The organism is Streptomyces sp. B21-083 (assembly GCF_036898825.1).
In the GTDB taxonomy this organism is placed as follows: domain Bacteria; phylum Actinomycetota; class Actinomycetes; order Streptomycetales; family Streptomycetaceae; genus Streptomyces.
Window position 1 is genome coordinate 957065 of the sequence record NZ_JARUND010000001.1, and the last position, 20154, is coordinate 977218.

The 20154-nt window shown below is 70.9% G+C and carries 17 protein-coding genes and 5 pseudogenes; 12 read left to right on the top strand and 10 right to left on the bottom strand.

The window, feature by feature from the left end; translation table 11 throughout:
- Positions 1–84 precede the first annotated feature (84 nt).
- From QA861_RS04290 to QA861_RS04305, 4 genes and pseudogenes are all read left to right on the top strand, one after another.
- A complete protein-coding gene (locus QA861_RS04290) occupies positions 85–963 on the top strand; it encodes a universal stress protein (protein ID WP_334586845.1) in 879 nt (292 codons plus the stop codon).
- Between the two features lie 298 nt (positions 964–1261).
- Positions 1262–1933, top strand: a complete 672-nt coding sequence (locus tag QA861_RS04295; protein ID WP_334586846.1) for a CBS domain-containing protein — start codon at positions 1262–1264, stop codon at positions 1931–1933.
- A 179-nt stretch (positions 1934–2112) separates the two neighbouring features.
- Positions 2113–4796, top strand: a pseudogene (ppdK, locus tag QA861_RS04300) (pyruvate, phosphate dikinase).
- Between the two features lie 85 nt (positions 4797–4881).
- Complete coding sequence (locus QA861_RS04305; RefSeq protein WP_334586847.1) at positions 4882–5178, top strand: CBS domain-containing protein; 297 nt, start codon at positions 4882–4884, stop codon at positions 5176–5178.
- Positions 5179–5203: 25 nt separating this feature from the next.
- On the opposite strand, the pseudogene QA861_RS04310 reads toward QA861_RS04305, so the two are convergent.
- From QA861_RS04310 to QA861_RS04320, 3 genes and pseudogenes are all read right to left on the bottom strand, one after another.
- Positions 5204–5357: pseudogene (locus QA861_RS04310) on the bottom strand (flavodoxin domain-containing protein); the annotation flags it as partial.
- 124 nt (positions 5358–5481) lie between these two features.
- On the bottom strand, positions 5482–7863 hold the full coding sequence (locus QA861_RS04315) for a phosphoketolase family protein (protein WP_334586848.1): 2382 nt from the start codon (positions 7861–7863) through the stop codon (positions 5482–5484).
- Between the two features lie 196 nt (positions 7864–8059).
- Positions 8060–8941 (bottom strand): universal stress protein, encoded by an 882-nt coding sequence (locus tag QA861_RS04320; protein ID WP_443041540.1) that lies wholly within the window; start codon positions 8939–8941, stop codon positions 8060–8062.
- A 267-nt stretch (positions 8942–9208) separates the two neighbouring features.
- Between QA861_RS04320 and QA861_RS04325 the strand changes: the two genes are divergently transcribed.
- The 5 genes and pseudogenes from QA861_RS04325 (at position 9209) to QA861_RS04345 (ending at position 13349) form a co-directional block, all read left to right on the top strand.
- Positions 9209–10081 carry a universal stress protein gene (locus QA861_RS04325; protein ID WP_334586850.1) on the top strand — a complete coding sequence of 291 codons (873 nt, stop codon included), beginning with the start codon at positions 9209–9211 and terminating at the stop codon, positions 10079–10081.
- A gap of 237 nt (positions 10082–10318) precedes the next feature.
- Positions 10319–11620, top strand: coding sequence for an HAD-IC family P-type ATPase (locus QA861_RS04330; RefSeq protein ID WP_334586851.1), 1302 nt, complete (start codon positions 10319–10321; stop codon positions 11618–11620).
- Positions 11572–11928 (top strand): HAD family hydrolase, encoded by a 357-nt coding sequence (locus QA861_RS04335; RefSeq protein WP_334586852.1) that lies wholly within the window; start codon positions 11572–11574, stop codon positions 11926–11928. Before QA861_RS04330 ends, QA861_RS04335 begins: the two co-directional genes overlap by 49 nt.
- A gap of 184 nt (positions 11929–12112) precedes the next feature.
- Positions 12113–12690, top strand: a pseudogene (locus tag QA861_RS04340) (multicopper oxidase domain-containing protein); the annotation flags it as partial.
- Between the two features lie 353 nt (positions 12691–13043).
- Positions 13044–13349 carry an Rv3488 family transcriptional regulator gene (locus QA861_RS04345; RefSeq protein ID WP_334586853.1) on the top strand — a complete coding sequence of 102 codons (306 nt, stop codon included), beginning with the start codon at positions 13044–13046 and terminating at the stop codon, positions 13347–13349.
- Here QA861_RS04345 and QA861_RS04350 read toward each other — a convergent pair whose 3' ends face one another.
- From QA861_RS04350 to QA861_RS04360, 3 genes are all read right to left on the bottom strand, one after another.
- Positions 13350–13577 (bottom strand): hypothetical protein, encoded by a 228-nt coding sequence (locus tag QA861_RS04350; protein WP_334586854.1) that lies wholly within the window; start codon positions 13575–13577, stop codon positions 13350–13352. It abuts the gene before it with no gap.
- Between the two features lie 55 nt (positions 13578–13632).
- The gene (locus tag QA861_RS04355; protein WP_334586855.1) at positions 13633–13848 is read right to left on the bottom strand and encodes a hypothetical protein; all 216 of its coding nucleotides are present in this window, start codon (positions 13846–13848) and stop codon (positions 13633–13635) included.
- 121 nt (positions 13849–13969) lie between these two features.
- Complete coding sequence (locus tag QA861_RS04360) at positions 13970–15247, bottom strand: APC family permease (protein WP_334586856.1); 1278 nt, start codon at positions 15245–15247, stop codon at positions 13970–13972.
- 252 nt (positions 15248–15499) lie between these two features.
- Here QA861_RS04360 and QA861_RS04365 point away from each other — a divergent pair, with 252 nt between their 5' ends.
- The gene (locus QA861_RS04365; protein ID WP_334586857.1) at positions 15500–16210 is read left to right on the top strand and encodes a class I SAM-dependent methyltransferase; all 711 of its coding nucleotides are present in this window, start codon (positions 15500–15502) and stop codon (positions 16208–16210) included.
- 85 nt (positions 16211–16295) lie between these two features.
- Positions 16296–16814: a thioredoxin domain-containing protein gene (locus tag QA861_RS04370; RefSeq protein ID WP_334586858.1), complete on the top strand. Its 519-nt coding sequence runs from the start codon at positions 16296–16298 to the stop codon at positions 16812–16814.
- Here QA861_RS04370 and pspAB read toward each other — a convergent pair.
- From pspAB to QA861_RS04390, 4 genes and pseudogenes are all read right to left on the bottom strand, one after another.
- Positions 16744–17302: pseudogene (gene pspAB, locus QA861_RS04375) on the bottom strand (PspA-associated protein PspAB). The gene QA861_RS04370 and the pseudogene pspAB sit on opposite strands and share 71 nt — an antisense overlap.
- A 65-nt stretch (positions 17303–17367) precedes the next feature.
- Positions 17368–18257: pseudogene (gene htpX / locus QA861_RS04380) on the bottom strand (zinc metalloprotease HtpX).
- Positions 18258–18262: 5 nt separating this feature from the next.
- Positions 18263–18541, bottom strand: a complete 279-nt coding sequence (pspAA, locus tag QA861_RS04385; protein WP_334586859.1) for a PspA-associated protein PspAA — start codon at positions 18539–18541, stop codon at positions 18263–18265.
- Positions 18538–19314, bottom strand: coding sequence for a PspA/IM30 family protein (locus tag QA861_RS04390; RefSeq protein ID WP_334586861.1), 777 nt, complete (start codon positions 19312–19314; stop codon positions 18538–18540). Before QA861_RS04390 ends, pspAA begins: the two co-directional genes overlap by 4 nt.
- 408 nt (positions 19315–19722) lie before the next feature.
- Here QA861_RS04390 and QA861_RS04395 point away from each other — a divergent pair, with 408 nt between their 5' ends.
- A complete protein-coding gene (locus QA861_RS04395; protein ID WP_334586862.1) occupies positions 19723–19986 on the top strand; it encodes a hypothetical protein in 264 nt (87 codons plus the stop codon).
- The last annotated feature ends 168 nt before the right edge of the window (positions 19987–20154 follow it).

Here is a 20154-nt window from a genome sequence, read left to right on the forward strand (position 1 = left end):
CGCCGACGCACGGGGACGGCAGTAGTCCGGACGGCGGCCACACTCACCGTCCTTCCAGCTTCGTACGAGACGGAGGCAGTCGCCATGGAACGAGTCCTCACCGTGGGCCTGGACGGCTCACCCGAGAGCCTCGCCGCTGCCCATTGGGCCGCAGAAGAAGCCCAGCGGCGCAAACTCACCCTGCGCCTGCTGCATGCGTGGCCCCTGCTGGCACCGGAACCGGCCCGCGTCCCTGCGGAACTGGACCAGAACTACTGGGCGAAGCGGCTCGTGCACAACGCCCAGACGGAACTCCAGGCGCACTACCCGGGCCTCACCGTCGTCGGCAACCTGGTCGCCGACGACGCCCAGGACGCGCTGATCCGAGCGGCGTCGGAATCCGAGATGCTCGTGCTCGGCTCGCGGGGCCTGACTCCCGTGGAGAGCTACTTCCTCGGCGACATCAGCATGATCGTCGTGGGACGCGCCGAGCGGCCGGTGGTCCTGGTGCGTGCCGAGGGGCGTACGGAAAAGCCCACGACGCCCGAACCAGGTGCGACAGGCGACGTAGTGGTGGCGCTGAAACTGCACGCCCCGTACGACGAACTGCTCGAGTTCGCCTTCACCACCGCCGCGGCACGGAGCCTGCCCCTACGTGCCGTCCATGGCCGCAGCAGTCCGCTCCACGCGTACACCCCCTGGGGTGTGGACCACACCGTGACCCAGGAGATCGTCCAAGGTGTGCAGAAGGATCTGAACCAGGCGCTCCGCCCTTGGCGCGAGAAGTTTCCGGGCGTGAAAGTCGCCGACACCATCCGTCTCGAAAGTCCTGCCAGGGCCGTCGTAGGAGCCGCAGAGGGCGCCGAGCTGCTGGTCGTCGGCCGACGCAAGCACCACCCCGACGTGGGACCGCACCTGGGCCCGGTGGCCCAGGCCGCCGTCCACCACGCGCGCTGCCCTGTCGCTGTCGTCCCCCATGACTGAGCCGAGCCACCACGGGGACCCGGTGGTGCCGGACCAGCTCGGCGTCACGGACGCGCTGCTGCCGTCCGCTGTCTGGGAAATTGCCAGGCGGGACCTGCGGCGCTCGACGGCGACACGCCTGAACAGGGCCGACTCTCACCGGTCAGCGCACCGCGCGGGAGCCACCGCGAGCACCCGATATCCCCGTGGCCGCTGGCCGGTGACCCGGTCCTGCTCCGCGTGAAATGCAGGCGCTCTCCAAGGAGCGGACAGTGGAGAGTGAACCTGTGCCGCGGGGACCTGAGGAGGGAGCGGCGACATGCTGCATCGACTGGTCGGAGACCTTATGACCACGGCTGTGGTGAGTGTGCGGCGTGACATGGGCTTCAAGGACATCGTCCACAACCTCACGGAGCACGACATCACCGCGGTACCCGTCGTCGATGATCAAGGCCGCCCGATCGGCGTGGTGTCGGAGGCGGACCTGCTACGCAGACAGGAAAGCCAGGCGGATCCGGGCGGACACCTGAGCGCCACACACCTGTTGCCCACGGAGAGCGCCAAGGCGCATGCGCTGACTGCCGGGGAGCTGATGACGAGCCCCGCCGTCACGGCGCGGCCTCAGTGGTCGGTCGTGGAGGCGGCCCGTGCCATGGCCCGCCACCACGTCAAACGGCTGCCCGTCGTGGACGACCTCGGCCTGCTGGTGGGCATCGTCAGCCGCGATGACCTGCTGCACGTCTTCCTGCGGCGAGACATCGCCATCCAGGAGGAGATCACCACGGATGTCATGACCCGGAGCCTCGGCCTGCGACCCGGCGAGGTCAGCGTCCGGGTCGCAGACGGACGGGTGACACTCGACGGCACCGTGCCGCAGGAAAGCCTCATCCCCATCGTGGTACGCCTGTCCGAAAGCGTCGACGGTGTCGTCGACGTTACGCATCACCTCCGCGCCGGCAGCGAGACCACAGCCGGTGCACCAGGGCGGTGAACCTCATCTACCGGTGGACGAGATGCGCCCACCGCCTTCCAGAGGAACGCGGGCACCGGCCCTGTGGTTCGGGAGGCACCGGGTCTGTCCACCATGGACATCCCGATGTGCCGGTCGAGCTCTGACGTCGAGGTCCCGGTGCCCGGTCAGCCCGAAGCCCGACGGAGGAGCCCGGCGTCATGGTCCGTTACGTGTACGACTTCGCAGAAGGCGGCCGTGACCAGGCCGACCTGCTCGGCGGCAAGGGCGCGAACCTGGCCGAGATGACCCGGCTGGGCCTGCCGGTCCCGCCAGGCTTCACCGTGACCACCGACGCCTGCCGGGCCTTCCTGGCCACCGGCAGCGAGCCGGACACCCTGGCCCGCGAAATCTCCGCACACCTCACCGCGCTGGAGCGGGCCGCGGGACGGCGGCTGGGGCAGCCCGACGACCCGCTGCTGCTGTCCGTCCGCTCCGGGGCCCGGTTCTCCATGCCCGGCATGATGGAGACGATCCTCGACATCGGCCTCGACGACGCCTCTGTGCTCGGCCTGGCGAAGGTCTCCTCCGATGACCGCTTCGCCTGGGACTCATACCGCCGCCTCGTGCAGATGTTCGGCACACGGTGATGGGCGTCGACGGCTCTCTGTTCGAGAACGCTCTGGCCGACCTCAAGCGGGTCCGGGGCGTGGCGAACGACCTGGGCCTGAACGCGGCGGACCTCGCCGGGCTGGTCGGGACGTTCAAGGAGCTGATCCGCCGGGAGACCGGCGAGGACTTCCCGCAGTCCCCGGACGAGCAGCTGCGCCGGGCCGTCCTCGCCGTCTTCGAGTCCTGGAACGGCGAGCGCGCCCGGCTCTACCGCCACCGTGAGCACATCGCCGACGACCTGGGTACCGCGGTCAACGTGCAGACCATGGTCTTCGGCAATCTCGGGTCCGGCTCCGGCAGCGGCGTCGCCTTCACCCGCGACCCGGCCACGGGGCGGCCCGGACTGTACGGCGACTACCTGGCGAACGCGCAGGGCGAGGACGTCGTCGCCGGCATTCGCAACACCGTCCCCCTGACCGCCCTGGGGGAGCTGGATCCCGTCTCCTACGAGCAACTCCGCGACCATCTGCGGACGTTGGAGACCCACTACCGGGACCTGTGCGACATCGAGTTCACCATCGAGCGGGGCCGGCTGTGGATGCTGCAGACCCGGGTGGGCAAGCGCACCGCCGAGGCCGCGTTCGCCATCGCCGCCGAGCTGGCCGACGAGAACCTGATCACCGCCGACGAGGGCCTGGCCCGCGTCAGCGGGGACGGCCTCGCCCGTCTGATGTTCCCCCGCTTCGACACCGCGGCCGTCGGCGAGGCGCTCGCGCACGGCCTGCCTGCCTCGCCCGGCGCGGCAGTGGGCGCTGCGGTGTTCGACTCGGCCGAAGCCGTCCGCCGGGCCGCCGCCAGCGAGAAGGTCGTCCTCGTACGTCAGGAGACCACCCCCGACGATCTGCCCGGCATGATCGCCGCACAGGCGGTGCTGACCAGCCGCGGCGGCAAGACCAGCCACGCGGCCGTGGTCGCCCGCGGAATGGGCACGGTGTGCGTGTGCGGTGCCGAGGCACTCACCGTGGACACCGCGGCGCGGCGCTTCACCGTGGGCGACACCATCGTGGAGGAGGGCACGGTCGTCTCCGTCGACGGCTCCGAGGGCGTTGTGTACCTGGGCGCCGCTCCGCTCGTCGACTCCGCGGTGATGCGCTACTTCGAGACGGGCGAGCCGCCCGCCGGACTGGTGGATGCCGTGGCCCGCGCCATGGAACGGGCCGACGACGCCCGGCGGCTGGAGGTGCGGGCCAACGCCGACACCCCCGAGGACGCCGCCCGCGCCCGGCGGTTCGGCGCGCAGGGCGTCGGGCTGTGCCGCACGGAGCACATGTTCCTCGGCGAGCGCCGCAAGCTGGTCGAGGCGATGATCCTGGCCCGCGACGAGACCGAGCGCGAGGCGGCGCTGAGCGCGCTGCTGCCGCTCCAGCGGCAGGACTTCATCGGCATCCTGGAGGCGATGGACGGCCTGCCGGTCACCATCCGGCTCATCGACCCTCCCCTGCACGAGTTCCTGCCCGACCGCACCGACCTCGCCGTGCGCATCGCCACCACCGAGGCACACGGCTCTGTGCCTGACTCGCACGACACCGAGCTGCTGGAAGCCGTCAACCGGATGCACGAGGAGAACCCGATGCTCGGGCTGCGCGGCGTCCGCCTGGGCCTGGTCGTCCCGGGACTGATCGCCATGCAGGTACGGGCCATCGCCGAGGCGGTCGTGGAACGCACGAGGGCCGGAGGCTCCCCCGAGGCGGAGATCATGGTGCCGCTGGTCGGCGCCGTCGAGGAACTGCGCATCGAGCGCGAGGAAGTGGAACGAGTGCTCGCCGAGGTCTCCATCAAGTCCGGCGTCCCCGTGCACTGCCCGGTCGGCACCATGATCGAGCTGCCCCGGGCCGCGCTGACAGCTGGCCGGATCGCCGAGGAGGCGGAGTTCTTCTCCTTCGGCACCAACGACCTCACCCAGACCACGTGGGGCTTCTCCCGCGACGACGTCGAGGCGGCCTTCTTCTCCGCCTACCTCGACAAGGGGATCTTCGCCACCTCCCCCTTCGAGACCCTGGACCGCGACGGCGTGGGCCGACTGGTCCGGATCGCGGTCGACGAGGGCCGCGCCGTGCGACCCGACCTGAAGATCGGCGTCTGCGGCGAGCACGGCGGCGATCCCGAATCCGTCCACTTCTTCCACGCCGCGGGACTGGACTACGTCTCCTGCTCGCCGTTCCGCGTCCCCGTCGCACGGCTGGAGGCCGGACGGGCCGCGCTTCCCGAGGCGGGAACGAGCGACAGCAGGTGACAAGCAAGGAGGTGGTCGGCATGGCCCGCATCGTCGGTGAAGTGATGACCTGTGACGTCGTCGAGGCGCGCCGGTAGAGCCGTTCATGGACGTCGTGCGGCTGCTGGACCGGCATCGGATCAGTGGGCTGCCCGTCGTGGACGACGTCAAGCTCGTCGAAGTGGTCTGCGAGACCGACCTGATCCGCCGCGAGGCGGCCCGGTCCCCAGACGCCCGGGCACGACGGTTCCGGATCCCCGCACTGAACCGGTATCACGCGTCGCGCCACCACCGCCGCGCACGCCGGCACGGCGGGGGAACTCATGACGCCTGGCGTATGTCCTTCCTGTTCCGCCCGGGCGGAACAGGAAGGCTCCGCGGGCCCGCGCGGGCCAGTACGTGAGCGTCCGAGATCATCCCGGCCACCGCCCTTCGGCGCCTGCCTCCAAGCGCCCTCCGAACGTGACGTGCTCTTGGACGTCGAGTCGGGCCATGGCCCGCTGCACGCCGCGCACGGGCGGGGATGTCCCGCTCGGAGGCCGAGGCGTCGAGCGGTCCGCTGCTGAAGAACCACACGGGGCGCAATCGACCTCCTGGGTGCCTTCGTCGGCACGGTGGAGGGCGGCGCGCTGGTAGCTGCGTCCGATGCCGTTGACGCCCCCGCGTACGGTCATGGCGGTGAGTTCCTTCCGGGGGTGAGGGGCGGTCAGGCGTTCCAGGTCCAGTCGGCGACCTCGGGCAGGTCGGTGCCGTGTTCGCGGATCCAGGCGTGGTGGCGGGTGCGGGCGTCGGCCATCCGCTGGCGTACGACGGCGGCGCGCACCGCGAGGCCGGGGACGCGGTCGATGACGTCCATGACCAGGCGGTAGCGGTCGAGGTCGTTGCGGACGACCATGTCGAAGGGTGTGGTCGTGGTGCCGGACTCCTTGTAGCCGCGAACGTGCAGGTTCTTGTGGCCGGTGCGGCGGTAGGCGAGGCGGTGGATCAACCAGGGGTAGCCGTGGTAGGCGAAGATCACCGGCCGGTCGGTGGTGCACAGGCCGTCGTACTCGAAGTCGCTCATCCCGTGCGGGTGTTCCTCGCGGGGCAGCAGACGGGTCATGTCGACCACGTTCACCACGCGGACGGCAAGGTCCGGGAGGTGCCGGCGCAGCAACTGCGCGGCGGCCAGCACCTCCAAAGTGGGCACGTCTCCGGCACAGGCCAGGACGACATCGGGTTCACCGCCGTTCTCCGTGCCGGCCCACTCCCAGATCCCGGCGCCCCGGGCGCAGTGCGCGCGGGCGGCGTCCATCGGCAGCCAGTCGAAGCAGGGCTGCTTGCCGGCCACGACGACATTGACGTAGTCGCGGCTGCGCAGCGCGTGGTCCGCCACCGACAGCAGCGTGTTGGCGTCCGGCGGCAGGTAGACGCGCACGACCTCGGGGCTCTTGTTGAGGACGTGGTCGACGAAGCCGGGGTCCTGATGGGAGAAGCCGTTGTGGTCCTGGCGCCACACGTGCGAGGTGAGCAGGTAGTTCAGGGAGGCGATGGGCGCACGCCACGACAACTCCCGGGATGTCCGCAGCCACTTGATGTGCTGGTTGACCATGGAGTCGACGATGTGGACGAACGCCTCGTAGCAGGAGAACATCCCGTGTCGGCCGGTCAGCAGATAGCCCTCCAGCCAGCCCTGGCAGGTGTGCTCCGAAAGGATCTCCATCGCCCGGCCGTGATGCTCAAGGTGTTCGTCGAGCGGCAGGTGTTCGGCCTGCCACGCCTTTCCGCTGACGTCGAAGACGGCCTGGAGCCGGTTGGAGGCGGTCTCGTCCGGGCCGACGAGGCGGAAGTCCCGCCGTCCGCCGGTGTCCTTCATCACCCGCGCCAGGAGGTCGCCGAGGACCCGGGTCGGCTCGTGCAGGGTCGTTCCCGGCTTGTCGACAGGTACGGCGAACTCGTCGAGCGGTGCGAGGGGCAGGTCCCGGACGAGCAGGCCGCCGTTGGCGTGCGGGGTGGCCCCCAGCCGCTTGGCGCCCTCGGGAATGCAGGCGAGGACGTCGGCCACGGGTCGGCCGTCGGCGCCGAAGAGCTCCTGGGGTTTGTACGAGCGCAGCCAGGTTTCCAATTGGCGGAGGTGCTCGGGGTTTTCGCGGACGCCCGCCAGCGGAACCTGGTGGGCGCGCCATGTTCCCTCGACGGGCACGCCGTCCACCTCGGCGGGACCGGTCCAGCCCTTCGGAGTGCGCAGCACGATCATCGGCCAGTGTACTCGTTCGGTGACGCCGTCCTCGCGGGCGGTCTGCTGCATCACCGCGATGCGGCCCAGGGCGTCGTCCATCGCCGCCGCCATGGCCCGGTGCACATCGACCGGGTCGTCACCGGTCACATGGACCGGCTCGTGACCGTATCCCCGCAGCAGCTCGTCGAGCTCGGCCTCCGGGATCCGGGAGAGCACCGTGGGATTGGCGATCTTGTATCCGTTGAGGTGCAGGATCGGCAGGACGGCGCCGTCGTGCGCGGGGTCGAGGAACTTGTTGGAGTGCCAGGCGGCGGCCAGCGGCCCGGTCTCCGCCTCGCCGTCGCCGATCACGCAGGCGACCAGCAGGTTCGGGTTGTCGAAGGCGGCGCCGTACGCGTGCGCCAACGAGTAGCCGAGCTCACCGCCCTCGTGGATCGAGCCGGGCGTCTCCGGTGCCACGTGACTGGGCACACCGCCGGGGAAGGAGAACTGCCGGAACAGCCGCGCCATGCCCTCCCCGTCCCGCGACACGTCCGGATAGGTCTCGCTGTAGCTGCCCTCCAGCCACGAGTTGGCCAGGATCGACGGACCACCGTGCCCCGGACCCCACACGCACAGCGCGTCCAGCCCCCGGGCCTTGATCACCCGGTTGAGGTGCGTGTACACGAGGTTGAGGCCGGGCGAGGTGCCCCAGTGCCCCAGCAGCCGCGGCTTGATGTGCTCGGGCCTCAGAGGCTCCGTGAGCAGCGGGTTGGACATCAGGTAGATCTGGCCCGCCGCAAGGTAGTTGGCGGCGCGCCAATGCGCGTCCAGCATGCGCAGCTCGTCGTCGGAAAGTACGGTGGCGTCCTGGTGTTCGACCTTGGGCATGAGGACTCCGGATGTCATCGGGCGGTGGAGGTGGCATGGCCGACAAGAAGGCGGCGGAGTTGCCACGCAAGTCGTATGAGAAGGAACTGCTGCGTCTCCGAGGAGGCGGCAGCTACGACCAAGCCGCAGTACGCAGTCGTGGCCGAAGAGCCGCCGCGCACAGCGGCCTCCGGATCCGTCGCGCACCACCCGGCGGTCATGGCCGCTCCTCGGCCCGTACGACGGCGACCGGGGAGTGCGCGTGGTGCAGCAGTGCCTGGCTGACCGAGCCGAGCAGCAGGCCCGTGAACCCGCCACGGCCGCGGGCGCCGACCACGACGAGCTGCGCATCGCGGCTCGCCTCGATCAGGGCCGGGCGAACACGGGAACGCACCAGGCGCCGCTCGACGACGAGCCGGGGATGACGTTCCTTCCACGGGGCCACGGTTTCGTCCAACAACCGCTGCTCCTCCTGGCGGAGCCGCTCGATGTCCACCACCGCGTTCAGCGGATCACCAGGGCCCTCGTAGGCTCGCTCGCTCCGGGTGTTCCAGACGTGCAGCGCCAGCAGGTCCACGCCGCGCAGCGACGCCTCGGCGAAGGCGAACTCGACGGCTGCCTCGCCCGCCGGTGAGCCGTCGACCGCCAGCAGCACAGGACCGCTCGGGTCGGGCCGGCCGCGCACCACCAGCACCGGACAGCGGCCGTGGGCGGTCAGATGCACGGCGGTGGAACCGAGCAGCAGGCTGCCGAACGCCCCGAGGCCCCGGCTGCCGACCACGACGAGCGAGGCGCTCCGCGACTCGATCTCCAGGACCATCAGCGGCTCGCCGACGGTGACCTCGCGCGTCACATCCACCTGCGGCACGGCTCTGCGGGCACGCTCCTCAGCCTCGATAAGCGTGCCGTCCACCAACTCCCGTACCCCCGCCATCGCCGGATTCCACGGGGGCCCGCCGGGCGGCAGATGCATCGACGGCCACCCGAAGGCGTGCACCAGCCGCAGTCCCACGCCGCGCAGTCCGGCCTCACGTGCCGCGAGCTCCACCGCGTCGAGGCTCGACGGCGAGCCGTCCACTCCCACGACGACCGGGTCCATCACGACACCTCCATAATTCGCCGCGGGCCCAGCCGGCCCGCCGCCGGCTGCCCCGTGTCCCTCCTGCCAGGCTCCACCAGGCTGCGCCGCCCCGCATCAAGTGGCTGCACATCGCGCAGCCGCCCACCTCAGCCACCCTGCGGCATCACAAATCCGTGAACCGCCAGATCAGCCCCCCACGAGGCCGTGACGTGGCGGTTGCCGACTGCTGGGGTCACGCTGGAAGGCAGTGAAAGGACGGCGGCACGGGAGTCTGCTGGAGGTGCCATGAGCAGTGCGCACGGGCGTGAGCCGATCGTCGTGGGTGTCGACCCCGATTCCTCGAAGCGGCTGGCACTCGCCTGGGCCGCTGACGAGGCGGATCGCCGTGGCCTGCCGGTGCGGCTCGTCCACGCCCAGGGCGTACCGACGGGCGGATACCGCACGGGCGAGGCTCTGCCGTCCTGGGAGGAGTGGAACCGGACACTGCACGAAGCGGGTGCCGAGGTACTCAAGGAGGCGGTCGCCTTCGTCGAGTCCCGGCGGCCGACGGTGGAGGTGTCGACGATGCTGGCGGAAGGAGAGCCCGCGTGGGTTCTGCGGGAGGAGGCGCGGAACGCCTCCCTGGTCGTGGTGGGCTCGTGGCATCTGCGCACCCGGCGCGAAATGTTCACCTCCGCCTCCGTGGCACTGCCGGTCTCCGCCCACGCTCCCTGCCCGGTCGTCGTCGTTCCGGAGCCGGAGCACATCACCCAGGAGCCCGCGTACTTCGTCGTCGGCGTCGACGGCAGTCCGCACGCGGCGGCGGCGGTGGACCTGGCCTTCGAGGAGGCAGCCCTACGCGGAGCGACCCTCAGGGCCCTGTACGTGTGGCATCCGCCGCTCCTCGTTGTCCGGCACGAGGACGCCGCTGTGCGGGAGTGCCGCCGGGTGCTGTCCGAGACGGTCGCGGGCCGGACCGCGAGGTACCCGGGAGTGGAGCTGCACCACGAAGTCGTCCTCGGCCACCCGGTGCGGGTCCTGACGGAAGCCTCGGAACACGCGCTGGGCCTAATCGTGGGAACCCGCGGGCACGGAGGTTTCACGGGCATGCTGCTGGGCTCGGTGAGCCAGGGAGTACTGCACCACGCCCACTGCCCCGTCATCACGGTCCCGGTGTGAGACGCCGAACGGCGCCATCCCCTGCCCCGTACGGCCTGGTGGCGCCGGACAGCCCGTTCCACGATGAGAGGGCGCTGCCGCTCAGGGGCGGCACACCGGCCGAACGGCCGCCGCACTCACTGGAGTCCGTGATGAAGCCTCACGCAAGGCCCTCCGCCCGATCCGCCCGGCTCCGCCGGAACCGAGGACCTTGGCGCCGTACGGGTTCGGATGATACGCACCGGTACGGACCCGCTGGTGACAGGCGGAGGGACGGACGCGGCGGTCGACGCCACGTCCGGTTCCGCTCCACGTCCTCCGGTACGGGAACTCACCGCCGGTGATGTCCTCACCGCCCTGAACACCTCACGGCGCGGCCTGTCGGCGGAACGAGCACGGGCGGGGCTGGAGCGGTACGGGCCCAACGAAATGCCACGTACGAGGCGTCGCCCCCTATGGAGGCAACTGACGGCGCAGTTCACGGACCTCTTCGCGGTCGTGCTGGTCGTCGCGTCGGGGATCACTTTCCTGGCCTACTGGCTGGAAGAGCCGCGTGACGTGGGCACTCTTCAGCTCGCTGTGGCAATCCTGGGCGTCGTGGTGCTGAACGCCGCGATCGGCTTCGCGCAGGAGTACTCGGCCGAACGGACGGCTCAGGCGCTGGAGGCCATGGTGCCCCACGCCAGTCGGGTGCTGCGCGACGGCCGGCGGCTGGAGGTGTCGGCCCGGGACCTGGTGCCGGGCGACGTGGTGGTGCTGGAGGCCGGGGACGCCGCCGACGTCGTCGCTGGATCCGGACGCGCCGTGGTCTACGCCACCGGCGCGACGACCGAGTTCGGCCGGATCTACCGGCTGGCCGCGGCGGCTCCGCGGCAGAAGACCCCGCTCCAGCACCAGGTGGCCTCCATGGCGCGGCGGGTGGCGGGGGCGGCCCTGGCGATCGGCGCCCTGATGTTCGCCGTGCGGCTACCCACCGGGGAGTCCGTGGTGACCCTGTTCGTGTTCGCGCTGGGAGTGATAGTCGCGCTGGTGCCGGAAGAACTGCCCGCCACCCTCTCGGTGTCCCTGGCGATCGGTGTACGGCGGATGGCCCGCCGCCATGCTCTGATCAAGCAGCTGCTGGCGGTGGAGGCGCTCGGGTCGACCACGGTGGTGTGCACCGACAAGACCGGGACGCTGACGCAGGCCGAGATGACCGTCACCCGGGTGTGGGCAGGGGGTGCGACGCGCGCGGTGACCGGTGTGGGATACGCCCCTGGCGGGGAAGTCGCCGACGCGGCGCGGGTGCGCGAGCTGCTCCGGGTGGCTGGCCTGTGCTGCAACGCCCGTCTGGTTCCGCCCGAGGACACGCAGCACTGGCGGGTGCTCGGCGACACCACAGAGGGCGCACTGCTCGTCGTCGCGGCCAAGGCCGGTCTCGACCCGAGCGCGGAGGAGGCGGCGGCTCCCCGCGTGACCGAGTTCCCCTTCGACTCGGACCGCAAGCTGACAAAGGAGCGCCGGCGGAGCTGTTGGCGCGCTGCGCCGAGGTGGAGTGGGAGGGGCGGTGTGGGCCACTGACCGAGCAGGACCGCGCGGCGGTCCTCGCGGCGAGTGACGCGCTGGCGTCGCAGGGGCTGCGGGTGCTGGCCGTCACGCGGCGGGAGCTGGACGGGCCCGGCCCCACACAGGATGAGGCCGAGTCGGGACTCACGTTCCTGGGACTGGTCGGCATGCTGGACCCGCCGCGTCCGGAGGTCACTGACGCAGTCGCCGCCTGCCGCCGGGCCGGCATCCGGATCGTCATGGTCACCGGCGACCACCCGCTCACGGGGGAGGCCGTGGCCCGGCGGGGGGAATCGTACGGGGGCCGGATCAGGTCGTGGTGACGGGGGCCAGGCTCGACGCGATGGACGAGGAGGCGCTCGACGCGCTGCTCGCCGAACCGTCCGAGCTGCTGCTGTGCCGGGTCAGCCCTGAGCACAAGATGCGCGTGGTCACCGCCTTCCAGCGGCGAGGCGAGGTGGTGGCGGTCACCGGCGACGGCGCGAACGACGCCCCGGCGCTCAAAACCTGGGCATGGGCGAACGCTACGACGTGCTGGTCACCCTCGGCGACGGAGTCTTCCCCTTGGTCGCCGCAGCCGAGGGCAAGAACACCGGCGGCCTGGTTCTGGTCCGTACGGGCTCCGGTCGCGCACCGTCGACGTCTGTACGGCCGAAGGAACTGGATGGCATGATCAAGACCGCCTCCCAGCTCCGCGCGGCCGACGACGTGCGCCTGAAGTCCCCCAGGACCGACGTCACGCACCAGATCAAGCTCACCGGCGGCATGATGACGTACAACTGGGCCATCAACGCCAAGCCGATCGACACGGCCAGCCCGGACGCCAACCCGATCCTCATCGAGGAGGGCCAGCGGGTGCGGCTGGACTTCGTCAACGACACCACCATGTGGCACCCGATGCACCTGCACGGCCACACGTACCAGCTCGGCGACTTCGGCCCGCGCAAGGACACCGCCATCGTCCTGCCAAGAAGAGGCTGTCCGTCTTCTTCGACGCCGACAACCCCGGCCAGTGGATGCTGCACTGCCACAACGCCTACCACGGCGAATCCGGGATGATGGCGAACGTCGCCTACCGGTCATGACCCCGCGGCCGGACAGCACCCGCCGATTGGCGCGGCGCCCGGGCCACCATTGCCGGTCTATGGCCACCGCGCGGACTTGGCGCTGGGGGCAGGACTGCGCGAGCACCTCGCTGGCTTACCGCTTGGTGAGGCTGGCCGGACGAGTGGTGATGGTGGCGTTCTCGCGCAGCCGGGCGTGGGTGGCGTAGACAGCCTCGGTCACGGTCTCCTGATCAAGGTGGGGGTAGCTGGGCGTCGATGACGCGGTCGAGGGAGTGCTCGCTGTCCATCGGCAGATATCGGGCTGGCTGGCGGCGTAGGATCGGCTGCCGATATCGGCTTCGTCACTGCCGGTCGGCGTGGAGGTGGACAGGGTGCGGGAGTTCCAGCGGGGCGCGGTGCGGCTGCACATCCTGCATCACGCGGCCGGGGAGGAGATCCACGGTGCGTGGATGACCGAGGAGCTGGCCCGCCACGGCTACCGGATCAGCCCCGGCACCCTGTACCCGACGCTGCACCGGCTGGAGGCGGACGGGCTGCTGGTCTCCGAGCAACGAGTGGTGGACGGCCGCGCCCGCCGGGTCTACCGCGCCACCGACGCCGGGAAGCAGGCCCTTGCCGAAGACCGCAAGGCGCTGGCGGAGCTGGCCCGCGAGGTCCTCGGCGGCGACGCCCTCTGATCAGGCGGATGCCGTCTGCGCAGTACGCGGGGCATCCGCAGCCCGCGACCGGCGTGCGTCGAGCGAGTAGGCCCCCGCGCCGACGATGAGCAGAAAGTGGCTGCCGCACAGCTGGGCGAGGTCGGTACGGGACTCGTGCGCGAAGTCCCACCAGCCGGATTTGCCGTCGAACAGCGGGTCGTCGCCCCACAGGAGCGGCAGCATGGTGATCAGTAGCTCGCCGGGCATGTTGACACCATCGGCGCGGCGGCGAGACGGGTGAGCAGCCCGGCCATCAGCGCCCTCAGCAGATCTCGAAGACCCCGCCCAGCGGGCCGACAAGGCCGGGGACAGGGATGCTGGCCTTGTCGAACCGGCCGGCGCCCTGCGCATCCGGACGGACGAACTTCAAGGCATCCTCGGAGAGGAAGACCGCCCCGATGTACAGGCGGATGAGGATCACCACACCCAGTGCCCTTGTGCCGGTATGCCCGGCCCGCCACCGCTGGATTGGTGCCATGGAGGCGGTACCTCGCCCCTGCCTGTCGGATATCGGGCACGGATACCGTCACGGTGACGCCGAGGGGCGGGGCGACGCGGAACGCGGCCGTTCCCCCGCGCGGGCGAACGGCGGTGAGGTGTCACGCCCCTCGGCGGGCGGTGATCGCGCGGCGTGCGGCGTAGGCGGTGGCGCCCAGCGCCAGCACTGCGGCGCCGGAGGCGACCGAGGCAGCGGGCAGGGTGAAGGCGAGCAGCAGACATCCGGCCAGACCGAGGACGGGCACGATGCGCGGCGGACGTCCCTCATCCGGGGCGAGAGTGAAGGCGGCGGCGTTGGCGATGGCGTAGTACGCGAGCACACCGAAGGAGGAGAAGCCGATCGCCCCGCGCACATCGGCGGTCGCGGCGAGCACCGCGACGACGGCGCCGACGGTGAGTTCGGCGCGGTGCGGCACCTTGAACCGCGGGTGGACGGCGGCCAGGGCGTGGGGCAGGTGGTGATCGCGGGCCATTGCGAGGGTGGTGCGGGAGACGCCGAGGATCAGCGCGAGCAGCGAGCCGAGCGCGGCGACGGCCGCCCCGACGCGCACCAAGGGCTCCAGCCACGGGGCCCCGCCGGCGATCGCGGCCTCGGCGAGCGGGGCTGCGGCATCCGCGAGGCGGTTTGGGCCCAGCACGGCCAGGACGGCGGCGGCCACGGCCGCGTAGACGACCAGGGTGATGCCCAGCGCGAGCGGGATGGCGCGGGGGATGGTGCGAGCCGGGTCGCGGACCTCCTCGCCCAGAGTGGCGATGCGAGCGTATCCGGCGAAGGCGAAGAACAGCAGACCGGCAGCCTGCAGCACCCCGCTCCAGGTGGCGTCCGCGCCCCACTCCAGACGGGCCGCCTCGGCGGTGTCGCCGGTCAGGCAGGCGGTCACGACAGCGGCGAGCACCGCCAGGACGACGGCGACGATGGCGCGGGTGAGCCAGGCGGTCTTCTGTATGCCGGTGTAGTTCACGGCGGTCAGTGTCACCACCGCGGCCACCGCCACCGCGTGCGCCTGTCCCGGCCACACATACGAGCCGACGGTCAGGGCCATGGCGGCGCAGGAAGCGGTCTTGCCGACCACGAAGCCCCAGCCGGCCAGGTATCCCCAGAAGTCGCCGAGACGTTCGCGGCCGTAGACGTAGGTGCCGCCGGAGGCTGGATAGCGGGCGGCCAGCCGGGCGGAGGATGTGGCGTTGCAGTACGCCACGACCGCCGCGATGGCGAGCGCGGCGAGCAGCCCGGACCCGGCCGCGCCCGCCGCCGGGGCGAGCGCGGCGAAGATCCCCGCGCCGATCATCGACCCCAGGCCGATCACCACCGCATCCGGCACCCCCATGCGCCGCTGCAACTCGGGGGCACCGGCAACGTCGGCCGACGACTTGCTCATGGCTCACTCCTTGGCGGCGCCCATACGGCCGCACATCTTACGGCCTCCGATATCGGGCAACGATATATTCCCCTGTGGCGCGTCCTCGCGCCCCTACCGATCCTTGAATTCCGCCGAGTGTTCCGCCCGTCGGCTGGAAAGCAGCAGGTGAAGCCCGGCGCGGGTATGCCCGGCGAGCAAGACCCGTTCACCCGGGATCTACGCTTGCCGACGGCCCAAACGGGGCCGCAGACACTGAAGGGGAGCACACACGTGGCCGCGAACGGGGAGGACGGCACGCTGGCCCACGCCCAGCGCGAGCACTGGCAGCAGACCTACAGCGCCCACCCCGGCATGTACGGCGACCAGCCCTCCGCCCCCGCCCGCCACGCCGCAAAGGTCTTCCGCGCCGCAGGCGCCCGCGATGTGCTGGAGCTGGGGGCGGGGCACGGCCGCGACGCGCTGTACTTCGCCCGCTGCGGCTTCACCGTGCAGGCCACCGACTTCAGCCCCGTCGGGCTGGAGCAGCTGCGCGGCGCCGCCCAGGACACCGGTGTCGCGAAGAGGGTCACCACCACTGTCCACGACGTCCGCAGACCGCTGCACCTGGCTGACGCCTCGGTGGACGCGGTCTTCGCGCACATGCTGCTGTGCATGGCACTGTCCACCCAGGAGATCGGGACGCTGGTCCGCGAGGTGGGCCGCGTCCTGCGGCCCGGCGGGATCTTCGTCTACACCGTCCGTCACACGGGCGATGCTCACTACGGCACCGGCAGTGCCCACGGCGACGACATCTACGAACACGGCGGCTTCGCCGTCCACTTCTTCCCCCGCCACCTCGTCGACTCCCTCGCCGACGGCTGGCACCTCACCGAGGTCCACGCCTTCGAGGAAGGCGACCTGCCCCGCCGCTTGTGGCGCGTCACCCAGACCGTCCCCGGTCCACAAGCCACCGGCCCGGTGATCCCCTCCCGTTCCCGATGAAGGGCGGTGCGCTGCCGCGTTCCGGCCCCGGCGAGCGCGGGCCCTTCAGCTTCCGTACGACCCGCAGGCGCGCGATCCTGGAAGCATGGATATCGAGGTCTTGGTCGTACCCGACTGCCCCAACGCGAAGACCGCCGCCGACCGACTGCGGCGGGCGCTCGACGACATCGGGCTGCGCGAGACCGGGGTCACCACGCGCGTGATCGACGACCGGGCCGAGGCCGAGCGTGACGGCTTCACCGGCTCCCCGACCATCTTCGTCGACGGGCGGGACCTGTTCACCGAGCCGGGACGCCCGCCAGGGCTGTCCTGCCGGGTCTACCGCACCCCCGACGGCCTCGCCGGCGTCCCCGACGTCAGCCAGCTGCGACGGGCACTGACCGCCGCGGCCGACGCCTCCCCGCACTGCGCGGGGTCACCGACACGACAAGCTACCGGCGGGCAGATCACCTGGTTCGCCAGTAGCCGACGGCACAGACTTCCGTGGGACCGGGCCGCGGGGCCGGGTCTCTCGGAGTCGCACGCCGGCGGGTTCACGGCCCGGGCGCGCCCCAGAGCGGGAACCAGCGGCTCAGGTCCTCCTCGATGCGCAGGTCGTCCTTGACCGCGGCCTTGACCTGGAGTTCCAGCGCGTTGTCGCGTCTGTTGCCGGGCAGTGGCGCGTTTGTAGAGGTAGACCAGGGCGAGGGGGCGGAGCTCGGCGTCGTGGAAGGCGACGAGTGAGCAGAGCAGTTGGGGCCCGAAGCCGCTGTCGTGCAGGGCGGTGTTGACCGCGTGCGGGTCGTTGACGAGTGCGGGCAGGTTGTCCGGGTCGCGGCGAGAGAGCAGCCATGAGTAGCCGTAGTCGTCGCGGCTGAACTCCACGGGCGTACCGCTGCGTTCGGGGTCGGCGTCCAGCAGGGCCCGTACGTCCTGTTGGACTTGGGCGAAGGCGCCGCCTTCGATGCTGGCGAAGCAGACCGAGCCTGCTCCAGCCGGGGTGAAGCCGATGGCCGCCTGGAGAGTGATCGCCGCGGAGGGCAGGCCGAAGAGCTGGTCGAGGTCGGGCTTGACCGGTTTGCTCCGTCCCAACAGGGCATCGAGGAAACCCACAGCTGTTCAGCTCCTCCCTGTCGTTCCCGGTTCGGGCACTGCCCGCCGGCCCGGGTGGCCGGTGGTCATGCCGTCTCGCCCAGTTCTGCGGAGATCTCCGCGAGCGCCTCCAGACGCCGCTCCAGGCTGGAGTGGGTGGAGAAGAGGTTGGCCACCGTGGTGCCGGGCCCGGGGGCGGGGGTGAAGAAGAAGGCGTTGAACGCCTGGGCGGTGCGCAGGTCCTGGGGGGTTGCGGGCGATGTCGCCGGTGACCTTGGTCAGGGCGGAGGGTCGCGCGGTGAGCATGGCTCCGGCGCGGTCGGCGGCCAGTTCGCGGTAGCGGGACAGCGCCCGGATCAGCAGGAAGCTGATCGCGTAGACCAGGGCGGAGACCCCCATGACAACTGCGATCGCCACCGCGGTGTTCTGGTCACGGTTACGTCCGCCGAACAGCTGAGAGTAAAAGGCGAAACGGACGATAAGACCGGCGATCACGCCCAGGAACGAGGCGATGGTGATCACCGCGACGTCGCGGTGCGCGACATGGGACAGCTCGTGGGCGAGGACGCCTTCGAGCTCGGCGGGTTCCAGACGGCGTTGCAGCCCTGTGGTCACGCAGACCACGGCGTGGTCTGCGTTGCGTCCCGTGGCGAACGCGTTGGGCAGGTCCATCCGGGAGATGGCCACCCGTGGTTTGGGCATGTCCGCGGCGGCGCACAGCCGGTCGATGACCCCGTGCAGCTGAGGCGCCTCCTCCCGGGTGACCAGGCGGCCGTGCATGGCGTACAGGGCGATCCGGTCCGAATACCAGTATTGGGCGCCCAGCAGCGCTACGGCGATGACGACCACCAGGACGACGGACTTGAGCAGCACGATCAGCGCGGCGACGAACGCCACGTACAGCAGCCCGAGCAGGAACATGGTGACCAGCATCCGGGCGGTGAGCTGCCGGTCGGGCTCGAAATCGGCTGCGCATCGCCATCACCCCGGGATGAGGCCCTCGTCGGAGAGCAGCTCCCGCACCTGCGTGAGGCTGCTCTCCTCGTCGGGCAGCACCAGATCGGACGGTGTGATCGTCTCGTCCGGCAGGGGTGTGCCGAGGCTGCGCACCGCGTCCAGCAGGGCCGACAGGGCGGTTGCGAACGCCGTCTCGTCGCCTGCGTCGGCTGCCGACTGCAGGGCGGCATCCAGCTCGTTGAGCCGGTCGAGGTGTTCATCGGTGATCTCGTACTGGCCCTCACCGAGAATCCGCATGATCATGATGTCGCCTCCTGGTCCGGCGGGCCCTGCTCGGCGCTCTTGCCTTCTACGGCCGGCGGGGTGGCGGACTCGGGGAGCCGGGCTTTCATCCGGGCCAGTTCCCTGTCCACGTCCTGGCCTGCGGTGACGCGCTCGAGTTCGGCCTGGATGTCGTCGCGGCCGGCCGGGAGGGTGGCGTCCTCCAGCGCGCCGGAGGCAAGCAGTTCGTCCAGTGCTCCGGCGCGGGCCTGCAGCTGTTCGGTCTTGTCCTCGGCGCGCTGCATGGCCAGGCCGACATCGCCCATCTCCTCGCCAATGCCGGTGACGGCCTCGGTGATGCGGGTCTGGGCCTCGGCCGCGGTGTAGCGGGCCTTGATGGTCTCCTTGCTGGTGCGGAAGGTGTCCACCTTCGCCTGCAGGCGCTGTGAGGCGAGGGTGAGTTTCTCCTCCACGGCCCGCACCGATGCCTGCTGGGTCTGCAGGTCCGTGAGCTGGGAGGCCACGGCGGTGCGCCGGCTCAGGGCTTCGCGGGCGAGGTCCTCGCGTCCGGCAGCGAGGGCCTGCTGGGCCTGTCCCTCCAGCTTGCCGCTGGACTGCTGCAACTGGTTGATCTGCACCTCGATGCGCTTGCGGCTGGTGGCCACGTCTGCCACGCCACGTCGTACCTTCTGCAGCATTTCCTGCTGCTGGGTATAGGAGTAGTCCAGTACCTCGCGCGGGTCTTCAGCGCGGTCGAGGGCCTTGTTTGCCTTGGTCCGGAACAGGGTGGCTATGCGGTGGGCGATGCTGGTCATAGTGGCCTGCCTCCTCTCGACGGCGGGTGAGGAATCAGCCAGGCCATGCCACGGGACACCTCCAGGGTCCGGCGGCGTAGTCCGGGTCGCAACCTCGGTCCTGGCGTCCCAGTCCTTCACCGGCCGCCGGTAACTGCGCAGGACCGCACACGCCCGGCCGGGAAACATCCTTGCTCCGGGATACCAAGCGGGGGAACCTCATGGGGTAGGGACCAGCGGGCCCAAGCTGGGGCGGGTCAGTCCGTCACGCCGCCAGGAGAGGCCCGGCGATGCGTCCCCAAGCCCCTGTTCTGCGGGCACCGGTCGACCGTTGTTTACTGGCTATGAGCGGTGGCCGGCAGGGTCCACGCTGCCGGGACCGACCCGAGCGGTGTGGTTGCCCATGGCTGATCAGACGCCCTACGGAACGTGGCGATCTTCGCTGACCGCCCGGGATGCGCCCGGGTTCCCCGTCGGCGTACCGTCGCGGCCGAGGACGGCGGAGCGGTGTGGTGGCAGGAAGTCCACCCCACCCAGGGCGGACGCGCCGGCGTGATGAGAGGCGGCTGCGGAGCCGGGGCGACGAAGGTGCTGGTCGCCGACCTCGATGCCATCGGGTTCCGGGACGGCGCCGGCCCCTCGCTCCCGGTGAGCCGCAGCGCAGCGGTGGCAGCTGGAGACGACAGCCACTGATTGTTCTCGACGCCTCGCCGCGGCCCGAGGAGGTCGGCACGCCCTGTTGTGCGGCACGTGCGGGCCCGCACGTGCCGCACAACAGAAAAGACGCCGTGAGCTTTCCGGAACGAGGAGGGTCCGGTTGACAAGCGCGTGGACCACCCGGGCATGGCAGCAGAAGCACTA